The following is a 19,877-nucleotide window of genomic DNA, read 5'->3' as shown; positions in this document are numbered from 1 at the left end:
TCACCCGCCGGCGGATGTGGCCGCCGGGGCGACGCGGTGCCGGGCGCCGCCCGGCACCGTGGACCACGTGATCGAACTGAACGCCCTGACGAGACGGTACGGCCCCAGGACGGCCGTCGACGACCTCACCCTGACCGTGCGCCCCGGCCACGTCACCGGGTTCCTGGGCCCGAACGGGGCCGGCAAGTCCACCACGCTGCGGATGATCCTCGGCCTCACCACACCCACCAGCGGGACGGCCACCGTGTGCGGGGTCCGGTTCGCCGACCGGCCGCGCGGGTTGCGCCACGCCGGCGCGCTGCTCGACGCCGGTGACGTGCACGGTGGACGTACCGCCCTCGCGCACCTGTCGGCGCTGGCCCGCAGCAACGGCATCGCGCGTGGCAGGGTCGACGAGGTGCTGCGCGAGGTGGGGCTGGCCAGCGCCGCGAAGCGGCGGATCGGCGGCTTCTCGCTCGGCATGCGCCAGCGGCTCGGCATCGCCGCCGCGCTGCTCGGCGACCCACCCGTGCTGCTCTTCGACGAGCCGTTCAACGGACTCGACCCGGAGGGGGTGCGCTGGGTACGGGACCTGTTCCGGCGGCTGGCCGCCGAGGGGCGCACGGTCTTCGTCTCCAGCCACCTGATGAGCGAGGTGGAGAACTGCGTCGACCGGCTCGTGGTGATCGGCCGGGGTCGGCTGATCGCCGAGCAGAGCCTGGCCGAGTTCGCCGCCCGTGGCACCCGGGCCACCGTCAGCGTCCGTACGCCCGACCCGGCGGGCCTGGCGGCCGCGCTGGAGGCCGACGGCGCGACGGTGGGGCGGGAGGACGACGGCACGCTCCTGGTCACCGGCCTGGCAGCGGCCCGGGTCGGCGACCTCGCGCTCGCCCACCGGATCGCCCTGCACGGGCTCACCCACCGCACCGCCTCGCTGGAGGAGGCCTTCATGGAACTCACCGCCGACAGCGCCGAGTACCGCGCTGATCAGAGCCTCCTGCGGGCCGAGCGAGCGGTCGATGCGGGTGGGCCGCAGCCCGTGGCCGGCCTCGCTGGCGAGGAGACCCGATGAGCACCTTGACCAGGCCGATCCGCCGACCGGCCGACACCGAAGCCGACGCCCCGGCCCGCTTCCGCGACCTGCTGGCAGCCGAGTGGATCAAGCTGTGGTCGCTGCGCTCGACCCGCTGGACGCTCCCGCTGGTCTACCTCTTCGTCATCGCGGTCAGCGTGAACGCCAGCCTCGCCGACCACCGGAACTGGCCCACGTACCCCGAGGGGCGCCGGGAGATGTTCCACCTGTACGGGCCGGTGCGCGACGCCTTCCCCGAGGCCGGCTACCTGCTGCTGATCCTCGCCTCGGCCACGGTCGGCGCCCTGACGATCGTCGGCGAGCACCAGAGCGGGCTGATCCGGGCCACCTTTGCCGCCGTGCCCGCCCGCCGGGCGGTGGTCGCGGCGAAGGCAGCCGTGCTGGCCGGCGTCATGCTCGCCTTCGGCACGATGACCGCGGCCACCTCGTTCTGGGTGTCCCAGGCGATCCTCGCCGACCGGGGTGCCGGTTGGTCGATCGGTGAGCCCGGCGTGCTGCGCGCGGTCGTGGCGAGCGCCGTGCTGGTACCCGTGTGTGCGCTGGTCGGGATGGGCATGGGCGCGCTCACCAGGCACGCCGCCGCGGCCGTCTTCGCGGCCACGACGGTGCTCCTGCTCCTGCCGATGGTCGTCGATCGCGACGAGCACCGGGGGATCGCGGAGCTGCACGACACCCTGCCTCTCGTCGCCTGGCTGCGACTGATCGAGGTGCACCCCGACATCGTCAACCCGGTCCCGTACCCGCCCACGGTCACCGGCGCCTGGCTGACCTTCGCCGCCTGGTCCCTGGTCGCGGCGCTCACGGCGGTCACCCTGACCCACCGCCGCGACCCCTGACCCCGGGCTGAGCCCCGTCGATCATGCAGTCGTGGTGCCCGGCTGATCCGGGTACGGGGACTTCGTCCCCCACCACGACTGCATGATCGACGCGCAGGGCGCGGGAGGCGCGCAAGGCGCGGCAGGGGTCAGGCCACCACCGAGACCATGCGGCCCTTGATGACGATGACCTTGCGGGGCTCCTTGCCGGCCAGGGAACCCGCGACCGCCTCCAGGGCCGCCGCGCGGACGGTCTCCTCGGACGCGTCGGCGGCCACCTCGACCCGGCCGCGTACCTTGCCGTTGATCTGCACCGGGTACGTGACCGTCTCCGCCACCAGCAGCGCCGGGTCGGCGGTCGGGAAGTCCGCGTACGTCAGGGAGGTGTCGTGTCCCAGCCGGCGCCACAGCTCCTCGGCGACGTGCGGGGCGAACGGCGCCAGCATCAGCACCAGCGGCTCGGCCACCTCGCGGGGGGTCTCCGCCAGCCGGGTCAGCCCGTTGGTCAGCTCGATCAGCTTGGCGATCGCGGTGTTGAACCGGATCGTCTCCATGTCGCCGCGGACCCCGTCGATCACCTTGTGCAGCAGCCGCCGCGTCGCCTCGTCGGCGGGGGCGTCGGTGACCCGCAGCGCGCCGGTCTGCTCGTCGACGACCGCCCGCCAGACCCGCTGCAGGAACCGGTACGACCCGACGACCGCCCGGGTCTCCCACGGGCGGGACACCTCCAGCGGGCCCATCGACATCTCGTAGACGCGGAACGTGTCCGCCCCGTACGCGGCGCACATCTCGTCGGGCGTGACCACGTTCTTCAGGGACTTGCCCATCTTGCCGTACTCGCGCTTGACCGCCGTGTCGCCCAGGTAGTAGCCGCCGTCGCGCTCGGTCACCTCCTCGGCCGGCACGTAGGCGCCCCGGGCGTCGGTGTAGGCGTACGCCTGGATGTAGCCCTGGTTGAACAGCTTGCGGAACGGCTCGAACGACGAGACGTGGCCCAGGTCGTACAGCACCTTGTGCCAGAACCGCGCGTACAGCAGGTGCAGCACGGCGTGCTCGGCGCCGCCGACGTACATGTCGGTGCCCCCGCAGTCGCCCTCGCCGCGCGGCCCCATCCAGTACGCCTCGTTCTCGGCGTCGACGAAGCGCTGCGAGTTCGTCGGGTCCAGGTAGCGCAGCTCGTACCAGCAGGAGCCGGCCCACTGCGGCATCACGTTCGTCTCGCGGGTGTAGCGCTTCGGTCCGTCGCCCAGGTCCAGCTCCACCTCGACCCAGTCGCGCCGGCGCGACAGCGGCGTCTCCGGGTCGCTGTCGGCGTCCTCGGGGTCGAACGTGCGCGGCGAGAAGTCGTCGACCTCGGGCAGCTCGACCGGCAGCATCTCCTCCGGCAGCGCGATCGCCGCGCCGGTCTCGTCGTACACGATGGGGAACGGCTCGCCCCAGTAGCGCTGCCGGGAGAACAGCCAGTCGCGCAGCCGGTAGGTGACCGCGCCGGTGCCGTGCCCGCCGGCCTCCAGCCACTCGATGATCCGGGCCTTGGCGTCGGCCACCCCCAGGCCGTTCAGGTCCAGGCCGCGCTCGGGCGCGGCGCTGTTGACCGCCGGACCGTCCCCGGTGTACGCCTTGCCGTCGAAGCCCTCCGCCGGCTGCACGGTACGCACGATCGGCAGCTCGAAGACCTCGGCGAAGGCCCAGTCCCGCTCGTCCTGGCCGGGCACCGCCATGATCGCGCCGGTGCCGTAGCCGGCCAGCACGTAGTCGGCGATGAAGACCGGGACCTGCCCGCCGGTGACCGGGTTGGTGGCGTACGCCCCGACGAAGACGCCCGTCTTCTCCTTCGTGTCGGCCTGCCGCTCGACGTCGGTCTTGGCCGCCGCCGCCTTGCGGTACGCCTCGACGGCCGCGCGCGGGTTGGCGTGCCCGCCGGTCCACGCGTCCCTCGTCCCGTCCGGCCAGGCGGCCGGCGTCAGCGCGTCGACCAGCTCGTGCTCGGGGGCCAGCACCATGTAGGTGGCGCCGAAGATCGTGTCGGGCCGCGTCGTGAACACCCGGATCGGCGCGACGCTGGTCGGGAAGTCGATGTGCGCGCCGGTGGAGCGACCGATCCAGTTGCGCTGCATCAGCTTGATCGGCTCGGGCCAGTCCAGCTTGTCCAGGTCGTCCAGCAGCCGGTCGCCGTACGCGGTGATCCGCATCATCCACTGCTTCAGGTTGCGCTTGAAGACCGGGAAGTTGCCCCGCTCGGAGCGGCCGTCGGCGGTGACCTCCTCGTTGGCCAGCACGGTGCCCAGCCCCGGGCACCAGTTGACCGGCGCCTGCGAGACGTACGCCAGCCGGTGGTCGTCGACGACGGCCCGGCGTTCGGCGACGGACAGCTCCGCCCACGGGCGGCCGTCGGGCGTCGGCCGGTTGCCGCCCTCGAACTCGGCGATCAGCTCGGCGATCGGGCGGGCCCGCTCCGCCTCGGTGTCGTACCAGGAGTTGAAGACCTGCAGGAAGATCCACTGCGTCCAGCGGTAGAAGTCGGTGTCGATGGTGGCCACCGAGCGGCGCTCGTCGTGGGCCAGGCCCAGCCGGCGCAGCTGCGCCTTGTAGCGCTCGATGTTGGCCACGGTCGTGGTGCGCGGGTGGGTGCCGGTCTGCACCGCGTACTGCTCGGCGGGCAGGCCGAACGCGTCGAAGCCCATCGCGTGCAGCACGTTGCGCCCCGCCATCCGCTGGTAGCGGGCGAAGCAGTCGGTGCCGATGTAGCCCAGGGGATGCCCGACGTGCAGGCCCGCGCCCGACGGGTACGGGAACATGTCCAGGACGTACAGCTTCTCCGCCCCCGCGCGCGGGTGGGCGGGGTCGGCCAGCGGACCGGTCGGGTTCGGGGCGTGGAACGTCCCCTCGCGCGCCCAGACGTCCTGCCAGCGCAGCTCGATCTCCTCGGCCAGGGCCGCGGTGTACCGGAACGGGGGAATGTCGGCCGGTGCTGCCTCACTCATGGCGTCTCCTCGCTTCGCTCGTCGCCGCCGGCCACGCCACGGCCGGGCTGGGTGCTGACCTCGCTCGGCGCGGTCATGTCGGTACGGCTCGGGTCTCTCCGCCGCCGGCGCCGCGCCGCCCGAGGGCCGGCGCCGGTGCCGGGGCCGACCGCCGGGGCGTCCGGCGGAGGGCACAAAAAAGCCCCTCGCGCAGGAGGGGCCGCCGTGCTGTCGCGCGTCAGCGCATCAGCACGGCCCGGTAAGAAGCAGGAAGAATCCGGCCATGACCGGGAGTGTACCCGCCGTCCGGTCCCACCCGCTGCCCGCCACCACTGGTCGGGACGGACGGACCCCGCACCGTACGCGTGCGGCAGCCCTTTGTGATCATGACCGGCACCCAGAGCGACCGCCGAATCCCCCGACCCGGCGAATATTCGGTGCGTAACCGACCGTCTACCTGCGGGGTTCGGCGACAGCGACAAACATGGTTAGCCTGAGAGACCAGTGAGATTTCTGCGGCAGAAGAGGCTCGGCGTCGCGAACCTTACGGCGGGTCCAGCTGCTCCATAGAGAGCTACCGTGCGGCGACGAGGAGGAGGCCCGTGACACAACAGACCTGGGACGAGGTGGGCGGCCTGTTGCCGCACGACGAGTTCCGCGCCGCCAGCGAAGCCATCGTGTCGAACATCGAGCAGGTCATCGAGGGTAAGTCCGCCACCGTGCGGCTCGCCCTGGCCGTCCTGCTCGCCGAGGGTCACCTGCTCATCGAGGACGTGCCGGGGGTCGGCAAAACCAAGCTGGCCAAGGCCATGGCCCGGTCGATCGACTGCTCCGTACGCCGCATCCAGTTCACCCCCGACCTGCTGCCCAGCGACGTCACGGGAGTCAGCGTCTACAACCAGGAGACGCACGACTTCGAGTTCCGCCCCGGCGCGGTCTTCGCCAACCTGGTCGTCGGCGACGAGATCAACCGCGCCTCCCCGAAGACGCAGTCCGCGCTGCTGGAGTGCATGGAGGAGCGCCAGGTCACCGTCGACGGCGTCACCTACCACCTGCAGACGCCGTTCATGGTCATCGCGACGCAGAACCCGATCGAGATGGAGGGCACCTATCCCCTCCCCGAGGCGCAGCGCGACCGGTTCACCGCCCGCATTGCCATGGGCTACCCGGACCCGAACGCCGAGCTGGCGATGCTCGACGGGCACGGCGCCACGGACCCGCTGGACGAGCTGCGTCCGGTCTCCGACGCCAACACGGTGCGGCAGCTGATCGGCCACGTCCGACAGGTGCACGTCGCCGACGCCGTCAAGCAGTACGCGATCGACCTGGTCACCGCCACCCGCGAGGCCCCCGACCTGCGCCTCGGCGCCTCTCCCCGGGCCACCCTCCAGCTGCTGCGCACCGCCCGCGCGGTGGCCGCGCTGGAGGGGCGCGACTACGTCCTCCCCGACGACCTGCAGGTGCTGGCCGTGCCGGTACTCGCGCACCGGATCATCCCCACCGCCGACGCCCAGCTCGCCCGGCGCACGACCGACGCGATCGTCTCCGAGCTGGTGCACCGGCTGCCGCTGCCGCACGACCGCGGTCGCTCCCCGTACGACACCCGCCCCACGGGCGAGGGCAACGGCCGGACGCCGTACGAGCCGCGGAGGCGGTGACGTGCGCGACGGGCTGCAAGGGCTGACGACCCGCGGCCGTTCGTTCCTCGCGGCCGCGGTCGCGGCGGCGATCTCGGCCGGCATCCTCGGCGAGAAGGACCTGCTCCGGGTGGCCGTGCTGCTGGCCATCCTGCCGCTGCTCGCCGCGGCCTACGTCGGGCGCAGCCGCTACAAGCTGGCCTGCAGCCGCTCGCTGGACCCGCACCGGGTGCCCGTCGGGGCGAGCTCCCGGGTGGTGCTGCGGTTGCAGAACATGTCCCGGTTGCCCACCGGCACCCTGCTGCTGGAGGACCGGCTGCCGTACGCGCTGGGCAGCCGGCCCCGGGTGGTGCTGGAGCGGTTGGGCGCCCACCAGGCCAGCTCGGTGGCCTACACGGTGCGGGCCGACGTGCGGGGCCGCTACGAGGTGGGCCCGATGGTGGTCCGGATGACCGACCCGTTCGGGTTGTGCGAGCTGAGCCGCGCCTTCCCGAGCACCGATCATCTGACCGTCATCCCGCAGGTCACGCCCCTGCCCTCGGTGCGCCTGCCCGGCGAGTACGCCGGCAGCGGCGACAGCCGGGCCCGCTCGGTCGCGGTGCACGGCGAGGACGACGCCGCCACCCGGGAGTACCGGATGGGCGACGACCTGCGCCGGGTGCACTGGAAGTCCACCGCGCGCACCGGCGAGCTGATGGTGCGCCGGGAGGAGCAGCCCTGGGAGAGCCGCGCCACCGTCGTGCTGGACACCCGCGCGTACGGCCACCGCGGCGACGGGCCGACGGCCTCGTTCGAGTGGGCGGTCTCCGCCGCGGCGAGCATCGCCGTGCACCTGCGGCAGGCCGGTTACAAGCTGCGGCTGGTGACCGGTTCCGGCGCCGACGTGGACGCCTCCGAGGCGACCGGCGACGGGGTGCTCCTCGACCACCTCGCGGAGGTCCGGCTCGACAAGGTCGGCGAGCTGAGCACGCTCGTGCAGCGGGTCCGGCAACGGTCGGACGGCGGCCTGATCATCGGCCTGTTCGGCTCGGTGAGCACGGCCGAGGCCGAACTGCTGGCCGGGCTGCGCGGCAACGGCGCCACCTGCGTCGGCTTCCTGCTCGACAGCTCCACCTGGCTCAACCTGCCGACCAGGGCCCGGGCCGAGGCCGACCACGCGCACGGCGCCGCCGCGCTGGCCATGTTGCAGAGCGGCTGGCGGGTCATCGGGGTCGACCACGGCACGCTGCTGCCCGCCCTGTGGCCGCAGGCGGCCCGCGGGTCGCAGGGCTTCGCGCTGCGGGCGGCGATGGCCGAGACGGTGGCCGGCGGCATGCGATGAACGGAAGGGGCTCCTCATGACCGCCCACCGGAACCTGGGCTTCGTGGCCGCCGCGGCCACGCTGCTCGCCGCCGCGCCGCTGTCGGCCATCTTCGAACGCTGGACGTGGCTGATCCAGTCGGCGATCGCGGTGGCCGTGGTCGCCGCCGTCGCCGCGCTGGCCCGGCTGGCGCGGGTGCCGCTGTGGGGCCAGGTGCTGGGCATGCTGGCCGGCCTGACGCTGGCCCTGGCCTGGCTCTTCCCCGGTGGCACCGAGCTGCTGGGTGTCGTGCCCACCCCGTCGACCTTCACGCACTTCGGCGAGCTGCTCGGCGGCTCGCTGGAGGACATGCGCTCCTACGGCGTCAAGGTGCCCGACACCGACCCGCTGCTGTTCGTCACGGTGCTCGGTGTCGGCGGGGTGGCCGTGGTGGTCGACGTGCTCTCCGTCGGGCTGCGCCGACCGGCGCTCGCCGGCCTGCCGATGCTGGCGATCTACTCGGTGCCCGTCGCGGTCTACGTCGACAGCGTCCCGGCGGTGCCGTTCGTCGTCGGCGCGGCCGGTTTCCTCTGGCTGCTGGTGACCGACAACGTCGACCGGGTCCGCCGGTTCGGCCGGCGGTTCACCGGCGACGGACGGGACGTCGACGTCTGGGAGGCGTCGCCGTTGGCCGCCGCCGGCCGGCGGTTGGCAGCGGTGGGCGTGGCGGTGGCCGTGGCGCTGCCGCTGGCCGTGCCGGGGATGACGGGCGGGCTGCTGGACACGCTGGGCGCCGGTTCGGGCAGCGGCAACGGCAACGGCCGCCCCGGGCAGGGCGGGACCGGCAGGATCGACCTGTTCGCGGCGTTGAGCGGGCAGCTCAACCAGTCCGAGGTCGCCGACCTGGTCAAGGTCACCACGAACGAGCCCAGCCCCTTCTACCTGCGCTTCGGGGTGGCCGACAAGCTCACCCCGAACGGCTTCCGGGAGGGCACCCCCACCGGCCGGTCCGTCGACGACCTGCCGGCGCCGTCGGCGCGGGGCGTCGAGCAGCGGACCTACCAGGCCACGGTCGAGGTGACGAAGAACCTCACCATGCCGCTGCTGCCCGTCTACACCGAGCCGGTGCGCACCGAGGGCCTGGGCGACAACTGGGCGTACGACCCGAGCATGCAGGTGCTGTTCTCCAACCGGGAGAACTCCCGCGACAAGCGCTACTCGTTCGACTACGTGCGCTCGTCGTACACGCCGGCGGCCCTGCGGCGCTCCGAGCCGCTGCCGGCCGACCACGCCGTACGGCGCCTGCACCCCACGCCGCCGCCGGTGCCCGAGGTGGAGGAGCTCGTGTCCACACTGGTGCGCGGCAAGGACACCGACTACGACAAGGTCCGCGCCATCTACGACCACTTCTCCGCCGACAACGGCTTCACCTACTCCCTGAGCACCAAGGGCGGCACCAGCGGGCAGGAGATCGTCGACTTCCTCGACAACAAGGTCGGCTTCTGCCAGCAGTACGCCGCCGCGATGACGTGGCTGGTCCGGGCCGCCGGCATCCCGGCGCGGGTGGCGTTCGGCTTCGCCAACGGCAGCAACTCCGCCAACGGCACGTACACGCTGACCAACCGGAACCTGCACGCGTGGACGGAGGTCTACTTCAACCAGGTCGGCTGGGTGCCCTTCGATCCCACCCCGGCGTACGGCGTGCAGGGCTACACCCGGTCGGCGTGGGCGCCGGACATCGACGCCCCGGAGGACGATTCGCCGGCCCCCGGCCCGTCGAGTGCTCCCGGCGACGCCGGCCCGTCGGGCGGCCCGGCAGGGCCCGACGGTCCCGAGGAGGACGTCGACTCCGGCCTGGCTCTCGACGGCGCGACTCCGACCGAGCAGCGCCCGGTCTGGCCCTGGTACGCCGCCGGCGCGGTGCTGGCCCTGCTCGCCCTGCTCGCCCTGCCGGCGCTGCGGCGCGCGGCCCTGCGCCGGCGGCGCCGTGGTGCGGCGACGCCCGCCGCGACGGCGGTGGGTGCCGAACCCGGTGACGCGCCTGCCGGCGGGCGGCGCATGGTGGTGCTGGCGGACGCGGAGCGGGCGCGGGCGGACGCGCACGCCGCCTGGGACGAACTGCTCGACACGCTGGTGGACTACCGGGTCCGGGTGGACCGCACGGAGACGCCCAGGGCGACCGCCGACCGGTTGTCCCGGGAGTCGCTCGCCACCGACGGGGAGGCGACGACGGCGGTACGCCTGCTCGGCCGCGCCGAGGAGCGCGCCCGTTACGCCCGCGATCCGCTGACCGGCGAGCAACTCCTGCCGGCCCTACGCACCGTACGCGCCGCGCTGGCCGCGCAGTCCGACCGGCGTACCCGCCTGCTGGCGGCGGTGCTGCCGCCGTCGGTCCTGCTGCGCTGGCGCACGGGCACGGCCGAGGCGTCGTCGCGGCTGGTGGCGGCCGGCGGCCGGGCCCGGCACCGGTTGCTGCGCTGGAACCCGCGTCGCCTGCTGGCGGGCCGCCTGGCCCGCTGACCGACGGACGACCGGGCCGGTGGGGCGGCTGCCCCACCGGCCCGTCGCGTTCGTGGGGCCGGCGGGGTCGTCGAGCCGGCGGGGCCCAGCGCCGCGAGCGGCTCAGCCCAGGAGGCTCAGCGCGGGAGGCTCAGCGCAGCGAGCGGCTCAGGGCAGGATGCTCAGCGCGGCTCAGCCCAGGCCGGGGCATGCGGGCACACACGCCCGGGGGCGTGCGGAATCGTCACGGGCCGCCGGGGCTACCCCGGCGGCCGTCTCGTCGTCGCGGCGCGCGTCAACGGTGGATGGGGCTCAGCGGTGCCCCTCCGGACGCTGCCGCCACCGGTCCTCCATCCGGTCCAGCAGCGAGGGCCGGCGACCCGACCGGCCGCGGGGGCGACGACGGCTCGTCGTCCCGCCCACGACGTGCAGGTCCGGTGACTGCGCCCGACGGTGCGACTGCACCGCGAACGCGGCCGAGGCCAGCATGACGACGAAACCCGCCACTGCCAGCGGCGGAGTCTTGATCACCGCGCCGTAGACCAGCAGGGCCAGCCCAGCGATCATCACGCCGGCAGCGACGAGCAGGCGACGCCGCGCGTGAAAGCGCGGATCGCTGGCGCGCACGGCCGAGGCGAATTTGGGGTCCTCGGCAAGCGACCGCTCGATCTGCTCGAACAGCCGCTGCTCGTGCTCCGAGAGCGGCACGGCACTCCTCCCCGGTCACGTTGGTCGGCCCGGTCGGGCCGACAGACCGTGGCAGCCAACCGGCTGCTTACCCGCAAGTCTACGAGGGCCCCCGCGCGTCGGAAAGCGGGACGACCTACGGCCGGGGAGGATTTTCATTTCGTCGGTCCTCGCGGGCCGCCAGCAGACTGGCCGGACCTATGACGGAGCGCCCGAAACGGGCAGCCGCGGCGTCGGCGGCGGCCTCCGCCTCCCGCCAGCCCCGCTCGGGCGCACCGAGGGTGAGCTGGCGCGGGGTCTCCCGCGCGGTCGCGAGCCCCTCGACCCGTACGCCGACCAGCCGGACGGGCTCACCCGGGTCGAGAGCGGTGTAGAGCGCCCAGACGGTGTCGAATATCTCCCTGGCGACGTCGGTCGGCACGCCCGCCGTGCGGGAGCGGCTGACGGTGCGGAAGTCGGCCAGCCGCACCTTGAGCGACACTGTCCGCCCGACCTGACCGGCCCGGCGCAGCCGGACGCCGACCTTCTCGGCGAGCGCGAGCAGCGCCCGGCGGATCTCCAGCGGGTCGCTGACGTCGACGTCGAAGGTCACCTCGGCGCCGATCGACTTCTCCGCGTGCTCGGGGCTGACCCGGCGCGGGTCGCGACCCCAGGCGAGCTCGTGCAGGTGCGCGGCGGACGCCTCGCCGAGCGCCTTGCGCAGCATGCCGATCGGCGCCTCGGCGAGATCGCCGATGGTGGCCAGGCCCAGCCGCCGCAGCGTCTCGGTGGAGCGCTCCCCCACCCCCCACAGCGCCGACACCGGCAGTGGGTGCAGGAAGTCGAGCACCCGGGCGGCCGGTACGACGAGCAGGCCGTCGGGCTTGGCCCGGGTCGAGCCGAGCTTGGCCACGAACTTGCTCGGGGCGACGCCGACCGAACAGGTCAGCCCCTGCTCGCCGGCGACCCGCTCGCGGATGCGGCGGGCGATGGCGGCCGGCGGGCCGAAGAGCCGCCGCGCTCCGGCCACGTCGAGGAACGCCTCGTCCAGGGAGAGCGGCTCGACCAGCGGGGTGACGTCGCGGAAGATCTGCATGACCGCGGCGGAGGCCGCCGAGTACTGCGTGAAGTCCGGCGGCAGATAGACCGCGTGCGGGCAGAGGGCCCGGGCCCGGGCGGTGGGCATGGCGCTGCGTACGCCGTAGCGCCGGGCCTCGTAGCTGGCCGAGCTGACCACCCCGCGCGGGCCGACCCCGCCGACCACGACGGGACGACCGCGCAGCTCCGGCCGGCGGCGAACCTCGACCGAGGCGAAGAAGGCGTCCATGTCGACGTGCAGGATCGGGCAGCCGGAGTCGTCGGCGTCCGGCCCGAACCGGGGATCGCCGCCCCGGGGCAACGACTGGCTGCGACCCATACCCGCAGGCTAGCCCGGGCCTGTGACATCCCCGCCCGACGGGCCGACGCGGTCAGCCGCGTACGACCAGCAGCGGGATGGTCATCTCGGCCGCCGTGTCCGCCCCGTGGTACGCCACCAGCCGGGAGACCGCCGGTGGCTCGGAGCGGGAGGCGGTCACCGCGTACGTGCCGTTGCAGATGACCACCACGTCGCCGATGCGCTGCAGGTGTTCCTCCGCCACCGGGCCGAACCAGCCGGCGGCCACCACCTCGTCGCGGGTACGCACCCGGGCCGCGTCGCCGAGCACCGCCGACCAGGCGGCCACGACGTCGTCCACGGCGCCCGGGACGACGTGCAGGTAGCGGACCCGGGGTTCCCCGGCGACCACCGCCAGCCCGGCGCGCAACCGGGGGTCGGTGTCCAGGTCGACGCGGTGTCCGGCCGGCACGTCGAGCTGGCCGTGGTCGGCGGTGAGCAGCAGCGCGGCGTCGGGGGGCAGCCCGTCGACGAGCCGGGTCAGCAGCCGGTCCACCTCGGCCGCGGCGATCCGCCAGGGTGCCGAGTCGACGCCCGTGAGGTGGCCGTGCCGGTCCAGGTCGGGGTGGTAGCCGGAGACCAGCGTGGGCCCCGACCCGGCGCGCAGGGCGGCGAGCATCCGGGCGGCGAGCACGTCGACGCCGGCCGCGCCCCGGTAGTCGCCGCCCCGGTTAGCGGCCAGCGTGAGCCCGCTGCCGCCGAACTCCGGCCGGCTCACCGCCGTCACCGCGACCCCGGCGGCGCGGGCCCGTTCCAGCTGGGTACGCACCGGCTGCCAGCGCAGCGGTGGCGGGTCGGCCGCCCAGTCGACGTGGTTGAGCACCCGGTCGGTCCCCGGCACCCGCACGGTGAAGCCGAGTACGCCGTGCGCGCCGGGGGCGGCGCCGGTGCCCAGCGTCACCAGGCTGGTCGGCGTGGTCGACGGGAAGCCGCAGGTCAGCGTCCGCCCTACGGTCGCGGCGAGTCCCGCCAGGGTCGGCGCGTACGGGGCGGCGGTCGGGATCTGGTGCCAGCCGAGCCCGTCGACGAGCAGCACCGCGACGCGGCGCACCCCGGGCAGCGCGGCGCGCAGCCCGAGCGGGTCGGCGGCGCCGGGCACGCCGAGCACGGCGAGCGCGCCCGGCAGGACGTCGGCGAGACTGGCGTCGCCGTAGCGCGGCCCGACGATCCCCAGCGGGTCGGTCACGGGCGGCGGGCGAACAGGTGCAGCTGGGCGGCGAGGTCCCGCCAGGGCGCCCGCGCGGCGAGCGCCCGCTCCAACTCGACCAGGGCGGCCGGCTGGCCGTCGGCGACGGCGGCGGGGAGCAGGTCGGCGAGCACGCGTACGCCGTGGGTCTGCTCGACCACGAGCCCGGCGGCGGTGAGCAGCGCGGCGGCGCCGTCGGCGTCGTAGCGCCGGCGCAGGGTGTCCCGGGCGCCGGCGGTGCCGGCCGGATCGGCGGCCAGCGCGGCGGCGACGTCCAGGTGCCCGTTCATGGCCCGGCCGAGCACGGCGGCGGCCCGGCTGGCGACGAGCACGCTCGCGGCGCCGCCCGGCCGCAGCGCGGCGGCCAGCGCCGCCACCACCGCCGCCGGGTCGTCGACGACCTCCAGCACGGCGTGGCAGAGCACCAGGTCGGCGCTGCCCGGCTCGACCAGGCCGGCGAGCGCGTCGCCGTCGCCCTGCACGGCGCGGACCCGCTCGGCCACGCCGGCCTCAGCGGCCCGGCGGGTCAGCGCGGCGAGCGCGTCGGGGCTGGCGTCGACGACGGTGACCCGGTGCCCGGCCTGGGCCAGCGGCACGGCGAAGCCGCCCGTGCCGCCGCCGACGTCGAGCACGGTCAGCGCGGTGTCGGCGCGGCGCTCCAGCTCGGCGCGCAGCACCGACCAGATCACGGCGGTACGGGGGGTCAGCGGCGGCCCGGCGAGCCGGCCTGGGGTCTGCTCCACCCGGTCGAGCCTAGTCACCCGGTCCAGCCGCACCGAGCCGCACCTGTGGCGACCCGGCCGGCTCCGGGTGGAAGGTCAGGACTCGCCGGCTGCGGCGTCGTCCTCGGCCCGCGACCGCAGGGCGTTGGCCACCGGGCCCTCGACGATCTCGTACTCGCGCGGCTCCGTGTGGTGGCTCGGGGTCCAACCGGCGCCGAGCCGGGTCCGCCGGGAGTTCGCCACCCCACCGCTACCGTCGTTGTTTCCCATGATCGTTCGTCCCCCTCGTGCTCGCGCGGGCCACTCTGCCCGCGCGAGCTGGAGTGTCCCTCCATCCGGCCCGGAAAACCGTAATGTGGATCACTGCCGTCAGCGGAAGTCGCGCGAGGGCGGACTGACCGGGGGCTCGATGGCGTCCAGGCGGTCGGCGGTGAGGTTGATCACTCCTTCGTGCCGCTGCAACCGCCCCCGCACCACCAGAGCGGCGCTGGTGCGGGCCACCCGCCGGTAGCGCTGCCACAGCCCCGGGGAGCAGGTGACGTTGAGCATCCCCGTCTCGTCCTCCAGGTTGAGGAAGGTGACCCCGCCGGCGGTCGCGGGCCGCTGCCGGTGGGTGACGATCCCGCCGACCCGGATACGTCGCCCCGGCTCCACCCCGCCGAGCCGGGCGATCGGCACCGCGCCGAGCGCGTCGAGCCGGGGACGGATGAAGCTCGCCGGGTGGTTCTCCGGCGACAACCCGGTCGCCCAGACGTCGGCGACCAGCCGCTCCACCGCCTCCATCCCGGGCAGCGTGGGCGCGGTCGCGCCGGTCACCGTGCCCGGCAGCCGGCCCGGCCGGTCCTGGGCCGCCGCGCCGGCGGCCCAGAGGGCCTGCCGCCGGGACAGCCCGAAACAGGCGAAGGCGTCCGCGGTGGCCAGCGCCTCCAGCTGCGCGGCGGTGAGACCCACGCGCCGGGCCAGGTCCGGCATGTCACGGTACGGCCCGCGCGCCGCCCGCTCCGCCTCGATCCGCTCGGCCACCCCGTCGCCGAGGGTACGCACGCCGGAGAGCCCGAGCCGGACGGCCGGCCCGCCCAGCCCCCAGGCGTGCGGCGGTTCCCCCGGCACGCTGCCCCACCGGGTCTGCGGGGTGGACTCCAGCACCGCTTTCGCGCCGCTGGCGTTGATGTCCGGCCGGCGTACCTCGACGCCGTGGCGGCGGGCGTCGTCGACCAGCGTCTGCGGCGAGTAGAAACCCATCGGCTGGGCGTTGAGCAGGGCGGCCAGGAACGGGCCCGGGTGGTAGCGCTTGAGCCAGGAGCTGGCGTAGACCAGGTAGGCGAAGCTCATCGCGTGGCTCTCCGGGAAGCCGTAGCTGGCGAACGCGGAGAGCTTGCGGTAGACGTCGTCGGCCAGCTCGCCGGTGATGCCCCGCTCGGCCATGCCCGCGTAGAGCCGGTCGGCGATACGGGCCATCCGCTCGGCGGAACGCTTGGCGCCCATCGCCCGGCGCAGCTGGTCGGCACCCGCCGCGTCGAAGCCGGCCAGGTCGATGGCGAGCTGCATGAGCTGCTCCTGGAACAGCGGCACGCCGAGGGTCTTCTCCAGCGCGTTGCGCATCAGCGGGTGCGGGTAGGTCACCGGCTCCTGGCCGTTGCGGCGTCGGATGTACGGGTGCACCGAGCCGCCCTGGATCGGGCCGGGCCGGATCAGCGCCACCTCGACCACCAGGTCGTAGAACTCGCGGGGCTTCAACCGGGGCAGGGTGGCCATCTGGGCGCGGCTCTCCACCTGGAACACCCCGACCGAGTCGGCCCGGCAGAGCATGTCGTAGACCTCGGGGTCGTCCAGCGTCATGTCGCCGAGGTCCAGGCTCATGCCGATCATCTCGTAGCCGTAGTGCAGCGCGGAGAGCATGCCGAGCCCGAGCAGGTCGAACTTGACCAGGCCGACGGCGGCGCAGTCGTCCTTGTCCCACTGGAGCACGCTGCGGCCCGGCATCCGCCCCCACTCCACCGGGCACACCTCGATCACCGGCCGGTCGCAGATCACCATGCCACCGGAGTGGATGCCCAGGTGCCGGGGGAACGTCTGCAACTCGTTGGCGTACGCGACCACCTGCTCCGGGATGTCCGCCACGTCGACCGTGGCGACCGACCCCCAGCGGTCGATCTGCCTGCCCCAGGCGTCCTGCTGGCCGGGCGAGAACCCGAACGCCTTGGCCACGTCCCGCACCGCCGAGCGGGGCCGGTAGGAGATGACGTTGGCTACCTGGGCGGTGTGCTCCCGGCCGTACCGGGCGTAGACGTGCTGGATCACCTCCTCCCGGCGGTCGGACTCGATGTCGACGTCGATGTCGGGCGGGCCGTCGCGCTCCGGGGCGAGGAAGCGCTCGAAGAGCAGCCGGTGCCGGACGGCGTCCACGTTGGTGATCCGCAGCGCGTAGCAGACCGCCGAGTTGGCCGCCGAGCCCCGCCCCTGGCAGTAGATGTCCTGCTCGCGGCAGAACGTGACGATGTCGTAGACCACCAGGAAGTAGCCGGGGAAGCCCAGCTCCTCGATCATGTTCAGCTCGTGGTCGAGCTGCGCGTACGCCCTCGGGTGCGCCTCGGGCGGGCCGTAGCGCTCGCGGGCGCCGGCGTGGGTGAGGTGGCGCAGCCAGCTCATCTCGGTGTGCCCGGGCGGCACCGGGTACGCCGGCAACCTCGGCGCGACGAGCTGGAGGTCGAAGGCGAGCTCGGCGCCGAACTCGGCGGCCCGCGCCACCGCCCCCGGGTACGCGGCGAACCGGGCCGCCATCTCCGCGCCGCTCCTCAGGTGGGCGGTGCCGGCCGCGGGCAGCCAGCCGTCGATCTCGTCCAGGCTGCGCCGGGCCCGTACGGCGGCGACCGTGGTGGCCAGCCGCTGCCGGCCCGGGGTGGCGTAGTGCACGTTGTTGGTGGCCACCGTGGGCAGCCCCGCCGACGCCGCCAGCGCGGCGAGCGCGTCGTTGCGGTCGGCGTCGACCGGGTGCCCGTGGTCGGTCAGCTCCACCGCCACCGTCTCCGCGCCGAACAGGGCGGTCAGCCGGTCCAGCTCCCGGGCCGCCGCGTCCACCCCCTCGGTGAGCAGCGCCGCCGGCACGTGGCCCTTACGGCAGCCGGTGAGCACCAGCACGTGGTCGCGCAACTGCTCGGCGATCTCCTCCAGGTCGCCGTAGACCGGGCGGCCCTTCTCCCCGCCGCGCAGTTGGGCGCGGGAGATGGTCGAGGCCAGCCGCGCGTACCCCTCGTGGCCGTGGGCGAGCAGCAGCAGGTGCCGCCCGAGCGGGTCGGGCTCGCCGTTCTGCGGGCCGGGCAGGTCCAGGGAGAGCTCGGCGCCGAAGACGGTCGGCAGGTGCAGCGCGCGGGCGGCCTCGGCGAAGCGCACCACCCCGTAGAAGCCGTCGTGGTCGGTGACCGCTAGCGCGGTGAGGCCCAGCCGGACCGCCTCCTCGACCAGTTCCTCCGGGTGGCTGGCGCCGTCGAGGAAGCTGAAGTTGGTGTGCGCGTGCAGTTCGGCGTACGGCACCGCGCCCTCGGGACGGGCCACCTCGGACGGCTGGTAGTGCTCCCGCCTGCGGCTCCAGGCGGGAGAGTCGCCCCCGTCGGCGTCCACGGCCAGCGGGTCCACCACGTGCAGGTGCCGCTCGTCGCGCCCCGGGCCGCCCTTCCCGGCCCGCTCCTCCCCCGGTCCGCCCGAAGCCCCTCGTTCCGCCCCCGGCCGATCCTCGCTTGTCGCCCCCGTGCCCGGCCGACCCGCGCCCGATCGGCCGGTGCCGGGTTCCCGGCCGGAGAGCACACGCTCCAACTCCGACCAGGGCAGCTTCGGGTTGTGGAAGTTCATCAGAGCCCCTCCGGGCGGGCAGCCGGCAGGGGTACAGCCCGCCCGGACCGAGCCGCCGGCAGGGCTCCGCCCCGCGCAGACCGGGCCGCAGGCAAGGCTCCGCCCCGGCCAAGCCGACCCGTTGGCAGGACGTCGGGCCGGGCGGGGCGGCGGAGGCGGGGCGAGGGCTGGTCGAGGACCTCGGGCAGGCGCTCAGTCATAGATCGCCTCCACCAGCCACCGCCCTGCCTCGACGGCGAGCAGCAGCGCCGTACCGTCGGTCAGGCAGACCTGGAACCGGGCCCGGCGACGGGCCTCGGCCGGCGCCCACCAGCGCTCGTCGACCGGCCACGGGCCGGCCCAGCCGACGATCTCGACCGGCCGGGCGGCGCCGACGGTCAGCCGGGCCGGCTCGGCGCTGACCTGGAGCCGCGCGCTGACCTCGACCGGCTCGCCGGCGGCGTCGTGCACGACCGCGGCGAGCGGGTCGGGCAGCACCACGGCCGGCGCGGGCGGTGGCAGCCGGCCCGGCCACGGCTGCTCACCGGGGCGGGCCGGGAGGCGTTCGTCGCCCCACGGCACCAGGCGTACCTGGTCGGCCGGGGAACGCCCACCGCCGAGCACCGCGGTGACCACCGCCTCGGGACCGAGGATGCCCTGCACCCGGCTCAACGCCCGGTGCGCCCGCTCTCGTTCCTCGCCGACCTCCCCCCACAGGCCGGATTGCAGGCCGGCCTGTGCGACCACCCCGTCCGGGACCAGTCGCAGCCGGATGATGCCCGCCGTCGGGCGGGTCGAGCGGGCGCCGGCCCGACCGGTGCCGCCGGACAGCCAGCCGTCGAGCTGCCAGCGCACCCGGTCGGCGATGGCCTCGGCGGTGAGCAGCCCGTCGTGCCGCCAGACCCGGTGCAGTTCCTGGCCGTGCGCGGTGACCGCCTCGATGCCGAGCCGGGTGCAGGCCAGCCCGTGTGCGGCGAGCCGGTCGTGCAACCGTTCGGCCAGCGCCCGGGCGGCGAAGGCCGCCGCGTCGACCCGGTCGAGCGGCTCGTCGTGGTCGGCGGTGACCGCGAGATCGGCCGGGGGTTGCCGGACCGCGAGCGGACGGTGGTCACGCCCGGACGCCAGCCGTTGGGCCAACGCGCCGTCGAAGCCGAACCGGGCCAGCACGTCACCGGCGGGCAGCGCGGCGAAGTCACCCAGGGCGCGTACGCCGAGCCGGCGCAGCAGATCGGCCAGGGCCGGGCGGCCGAGCGCCTCGACCGGCAGGTCGGCGAGGAACCGCGGTGTCCCGCCGGGCGGAACGATCCGCCCGTCGCGGGCGGCCAGCCCGGCGGCGAACACCCCGTCGGCGATGCCGACCTGGCTCTCCACCGCGCAGGTCTGGGCGACGTGCTCGACGATCCGTTCGGCGGCGGCCTCCTCGCCGCCGAGGTGGCGGCTCGGCCCCCGGGCCGCCACCGCGCACGCGCCGGGGCGTACCACCTCGACGCCGGCGACCAGTTCCTCGACGGTGGCGACCACCGGTTCGAACGCCCGGGTGTCCCGCCCGGGGTCGTACTCGACGACGGTGAGCTGCGGGCAGCGGCCCTGTGCCTCCCGTTTGCGCAGCCCCCGGCGCACCCCCTCGGCGCGTGCCCGCTCGGAGCAGGCGACCACCCGGTTGGCGTGCAGCACGGCGACCGGACCGGTGGCCGGCACTCCGTCGACGATCTCCGCGGCGAGCACCGGCCAGTCCGGGCACCAGAGCAACAGGACCCGCGCGGGCGCGGCGCTCACG

The 19,877-nt window shown here is 74.7% G+C and carries 13 protein-coding genes; 5 read left to right on the top strand and 8 right to left on the bottom strand.

Features of this window, described 5'->3' with window-relative positions; genetic code table 11:
• Positions 1 to 67: 67 nt before the first annotated feature.
• Both ACGFIG_RS12845 and ACGFIG_RS12840 read left to right on the top strand, forming a co-directional pair.
• Positions 68 to 1,051 (top strand): ABC transporter ATP-binding protein, encoded by a 984-nt coding sequence (locus ACGFIG_RS12845; protein ID WP_393002199.1) that lies wholly within the window; start codon positions 68 to 70, stop codon positions 1,049 to 1,051.
• Complete coding sequence (locus ACGFIG_RS12840) at positions 1,048 to 1,908, top strand: hypothetical protein (protein WP_393002197.1); 861 nt, start codon at positions 1,048 to 1,050, stop codon at positions 1,906 to 1,908. The genes ACGFIG_RS12845 and ACGFIG_RS12840 overlap by 4 nt, the downstream gene beginning before the upstream one ends.
• Before the next feature lie 128 nt (positions 1,909 to 2,036).
• Here ACGFIG_RS12840 and leuS read toward each other — a convergent pair whose 3' ends face one another.
• Positions 2,037 to 4,871 carry a leucine--tRNA ligase gene (leuS, locus tag ACGFIG_RS12835; RefSeq protein ID WP_393002195.1) on the bottom strand — a complete coding sequence of 945 codons (2,835 nt, stop codon included), beginning with the start codon at positions 4,869 to 4,871 and terminating at the stop codon, positions 2,037 to 2,039.
• Positions 4,872 to 5,452: 581 nt separating this feature from the next.
• On the opposite strand from leuS, the gene ACGFIG_RS12830 reads away from it, so the two are divergent.
• Genes ACGFIG_RS12830 through ACGFIG_RS12820 form a run of 3 tightly spaced genes read left to right on the top strand, consistent with a single transcriptional unit; the run spans position 5,453 to position 10,287 of the window.
• On the top strand, positions 5,453 to 6,508 hold the full coding sequence (locus tag ACGFIG_RS12830) for an AAA family ATPase (RefSeq protein WP_393002193.1): 1,056 nt from the start codon (positions 5,453 to 5,455) through the stop codon (positions 6,506 to 6,508).
• A 1-nt stretch (position 6,509) separates the two neighbouring features.
• The gene (locus ACGFIG_RS12825) at positions 6,510 to 7,808 is read left to right on the top strand and encodes a DUF58 domain-containing protein (RefSeq protein WP_393002191.1); all 1,299 of its coding nucleotides are present in this window, start codon (positions 6,510 to 6,512) and stop codon (positions 7,806 to 7,808) included.
• 16 nt (positions 7,809 to 7,824) lie between these two features.
• On the top strand, positions 7,825 to 10,287 hold the full coding sequence (locus ACGFIG_RS12820) for a DUF3488 and DUF4129 domain-containing transglutaminase family protein (RefSeq protein WP_393002189.1): 2,463 nt from the start codon (positions 7,825 to 7,827) through the stop codon (positions 10,285 to 10,287).
• A 291-nt stretch (positions 10,288 to 10,578) separates the two neighbouring features.
• On the opposite strand, the gene ACGFIG_RS12815 is transcribed toward ACGFIG_RS12820, so the two are convergent.
• The 7 genes from ACGFIG_RS12815 to ACGFIG_RS12785 form a co-directional block, all read right to left on the bottom strand.
• A complete protein-coding gene (locus tag ACGFIG_RS12815; RefSeq protein ID WP_393002187.1) occupies positions 10,579 to 10,974 on the bottom strand; it encodes a DUF3040 domain-containing protein in 396 nt (131 codons plus the stop codon).
• A 115-nt stretch (positions 10,975 to 11,089) separates the two neighbouring features.
• Positions 11,090 to 12,349: a DNA polymerase IV gene (locus ACGFIG_RS12810; RefSeq protein WP_393002185.1), complete on the bottom strand. Its 1,260-nt coding sequence runs from the start codon at positions 12,347 to 12,349 to the stop codon at positions 11,090 to 11,092.
• Positions 12,350 to 12,401: 52 nt separating this feature from the next.
• On the bottom strand, positions 12,402 to 13,598 hold the full coding sequence (locus ACGFIG_RS12805; protein ID WP_393002907.1) for an alkaline phosphatase family protein: 1,197 nt from the start codon (positions 13,596 to 13,598) through the stop codon (positions 12,402 to 12,404).
• The gene (locus tag ACGFIG_RS12800) at positions 13,550 to 14,314 is read right to left on the bottom strand and encodes a methyltransferase domain-containing protein (protein ID WP_393002183.1); all 765 of its coding nucleotides are present in this window, start codon (positions 14,312 to 14,314) and stop codon (positions 13,550 to 13,552) included. The genes ACGFIG_RS12805 and ACGFIG_RS12800 overlap by 49 nt, the downstream gene beginning before the upstream one ends.
• 57 nt (positions 14,315 to 14,371) lie before the next feature.
• A complete protein-coding gene (locus ACGFIG_RS12795) occupies positions 14,372 to 14,545 on the bottom strand; it encodes a hypothetical protein (RefSeq protein ID WP_165947806.1) in 174 nt (57 codons plus the stop codon).
• A 99-nt stretch (positions 14,546 to 14,644) separates the two neighbouring features.
• Positions 14,645 to 17,911, bottom strand: a complete 3,267-nt coding sequence (locus ACGFIG_RS12790; RefSeq protein WP_393002905.1) for an error-prone DNA polymerase — start codon at positions 17,909 to 17,911, stop codon at positions 14,645 to 14,647.
• A gap of 402 nt (positions 17,912 to 18,313) precedes the next feature.
• Positions 18,314 to 19,876 carry a DNA polymerase Y family protein gene (locus ACGFIG_RS12785; RefSeq protein WP_393002181.1) on the bottom strand — a complete coding sequence of 521 codons (1,563 nt, stop codon included), beginning with the start codon at positions 19,874 to 19,876 and terminating at the stop codon, positions 18,314 to 18,316.
• Position 19,877 lies beyond the last annotated feature (1 nt).

The organism is Micromonospora sp. NPDC049048 (genome assembly GCF_043197615.1).
Taxonomy (GTDB): Bacteria; Actinomycetota; Actinomycetes; order Mycobacteriales; family Micromonosporaceae; genus Micromonospora.
Note: the sequence above shows the minus strand (reverse complement) of the source record. Positions and strands in the feature narration are given on the sequence as shown.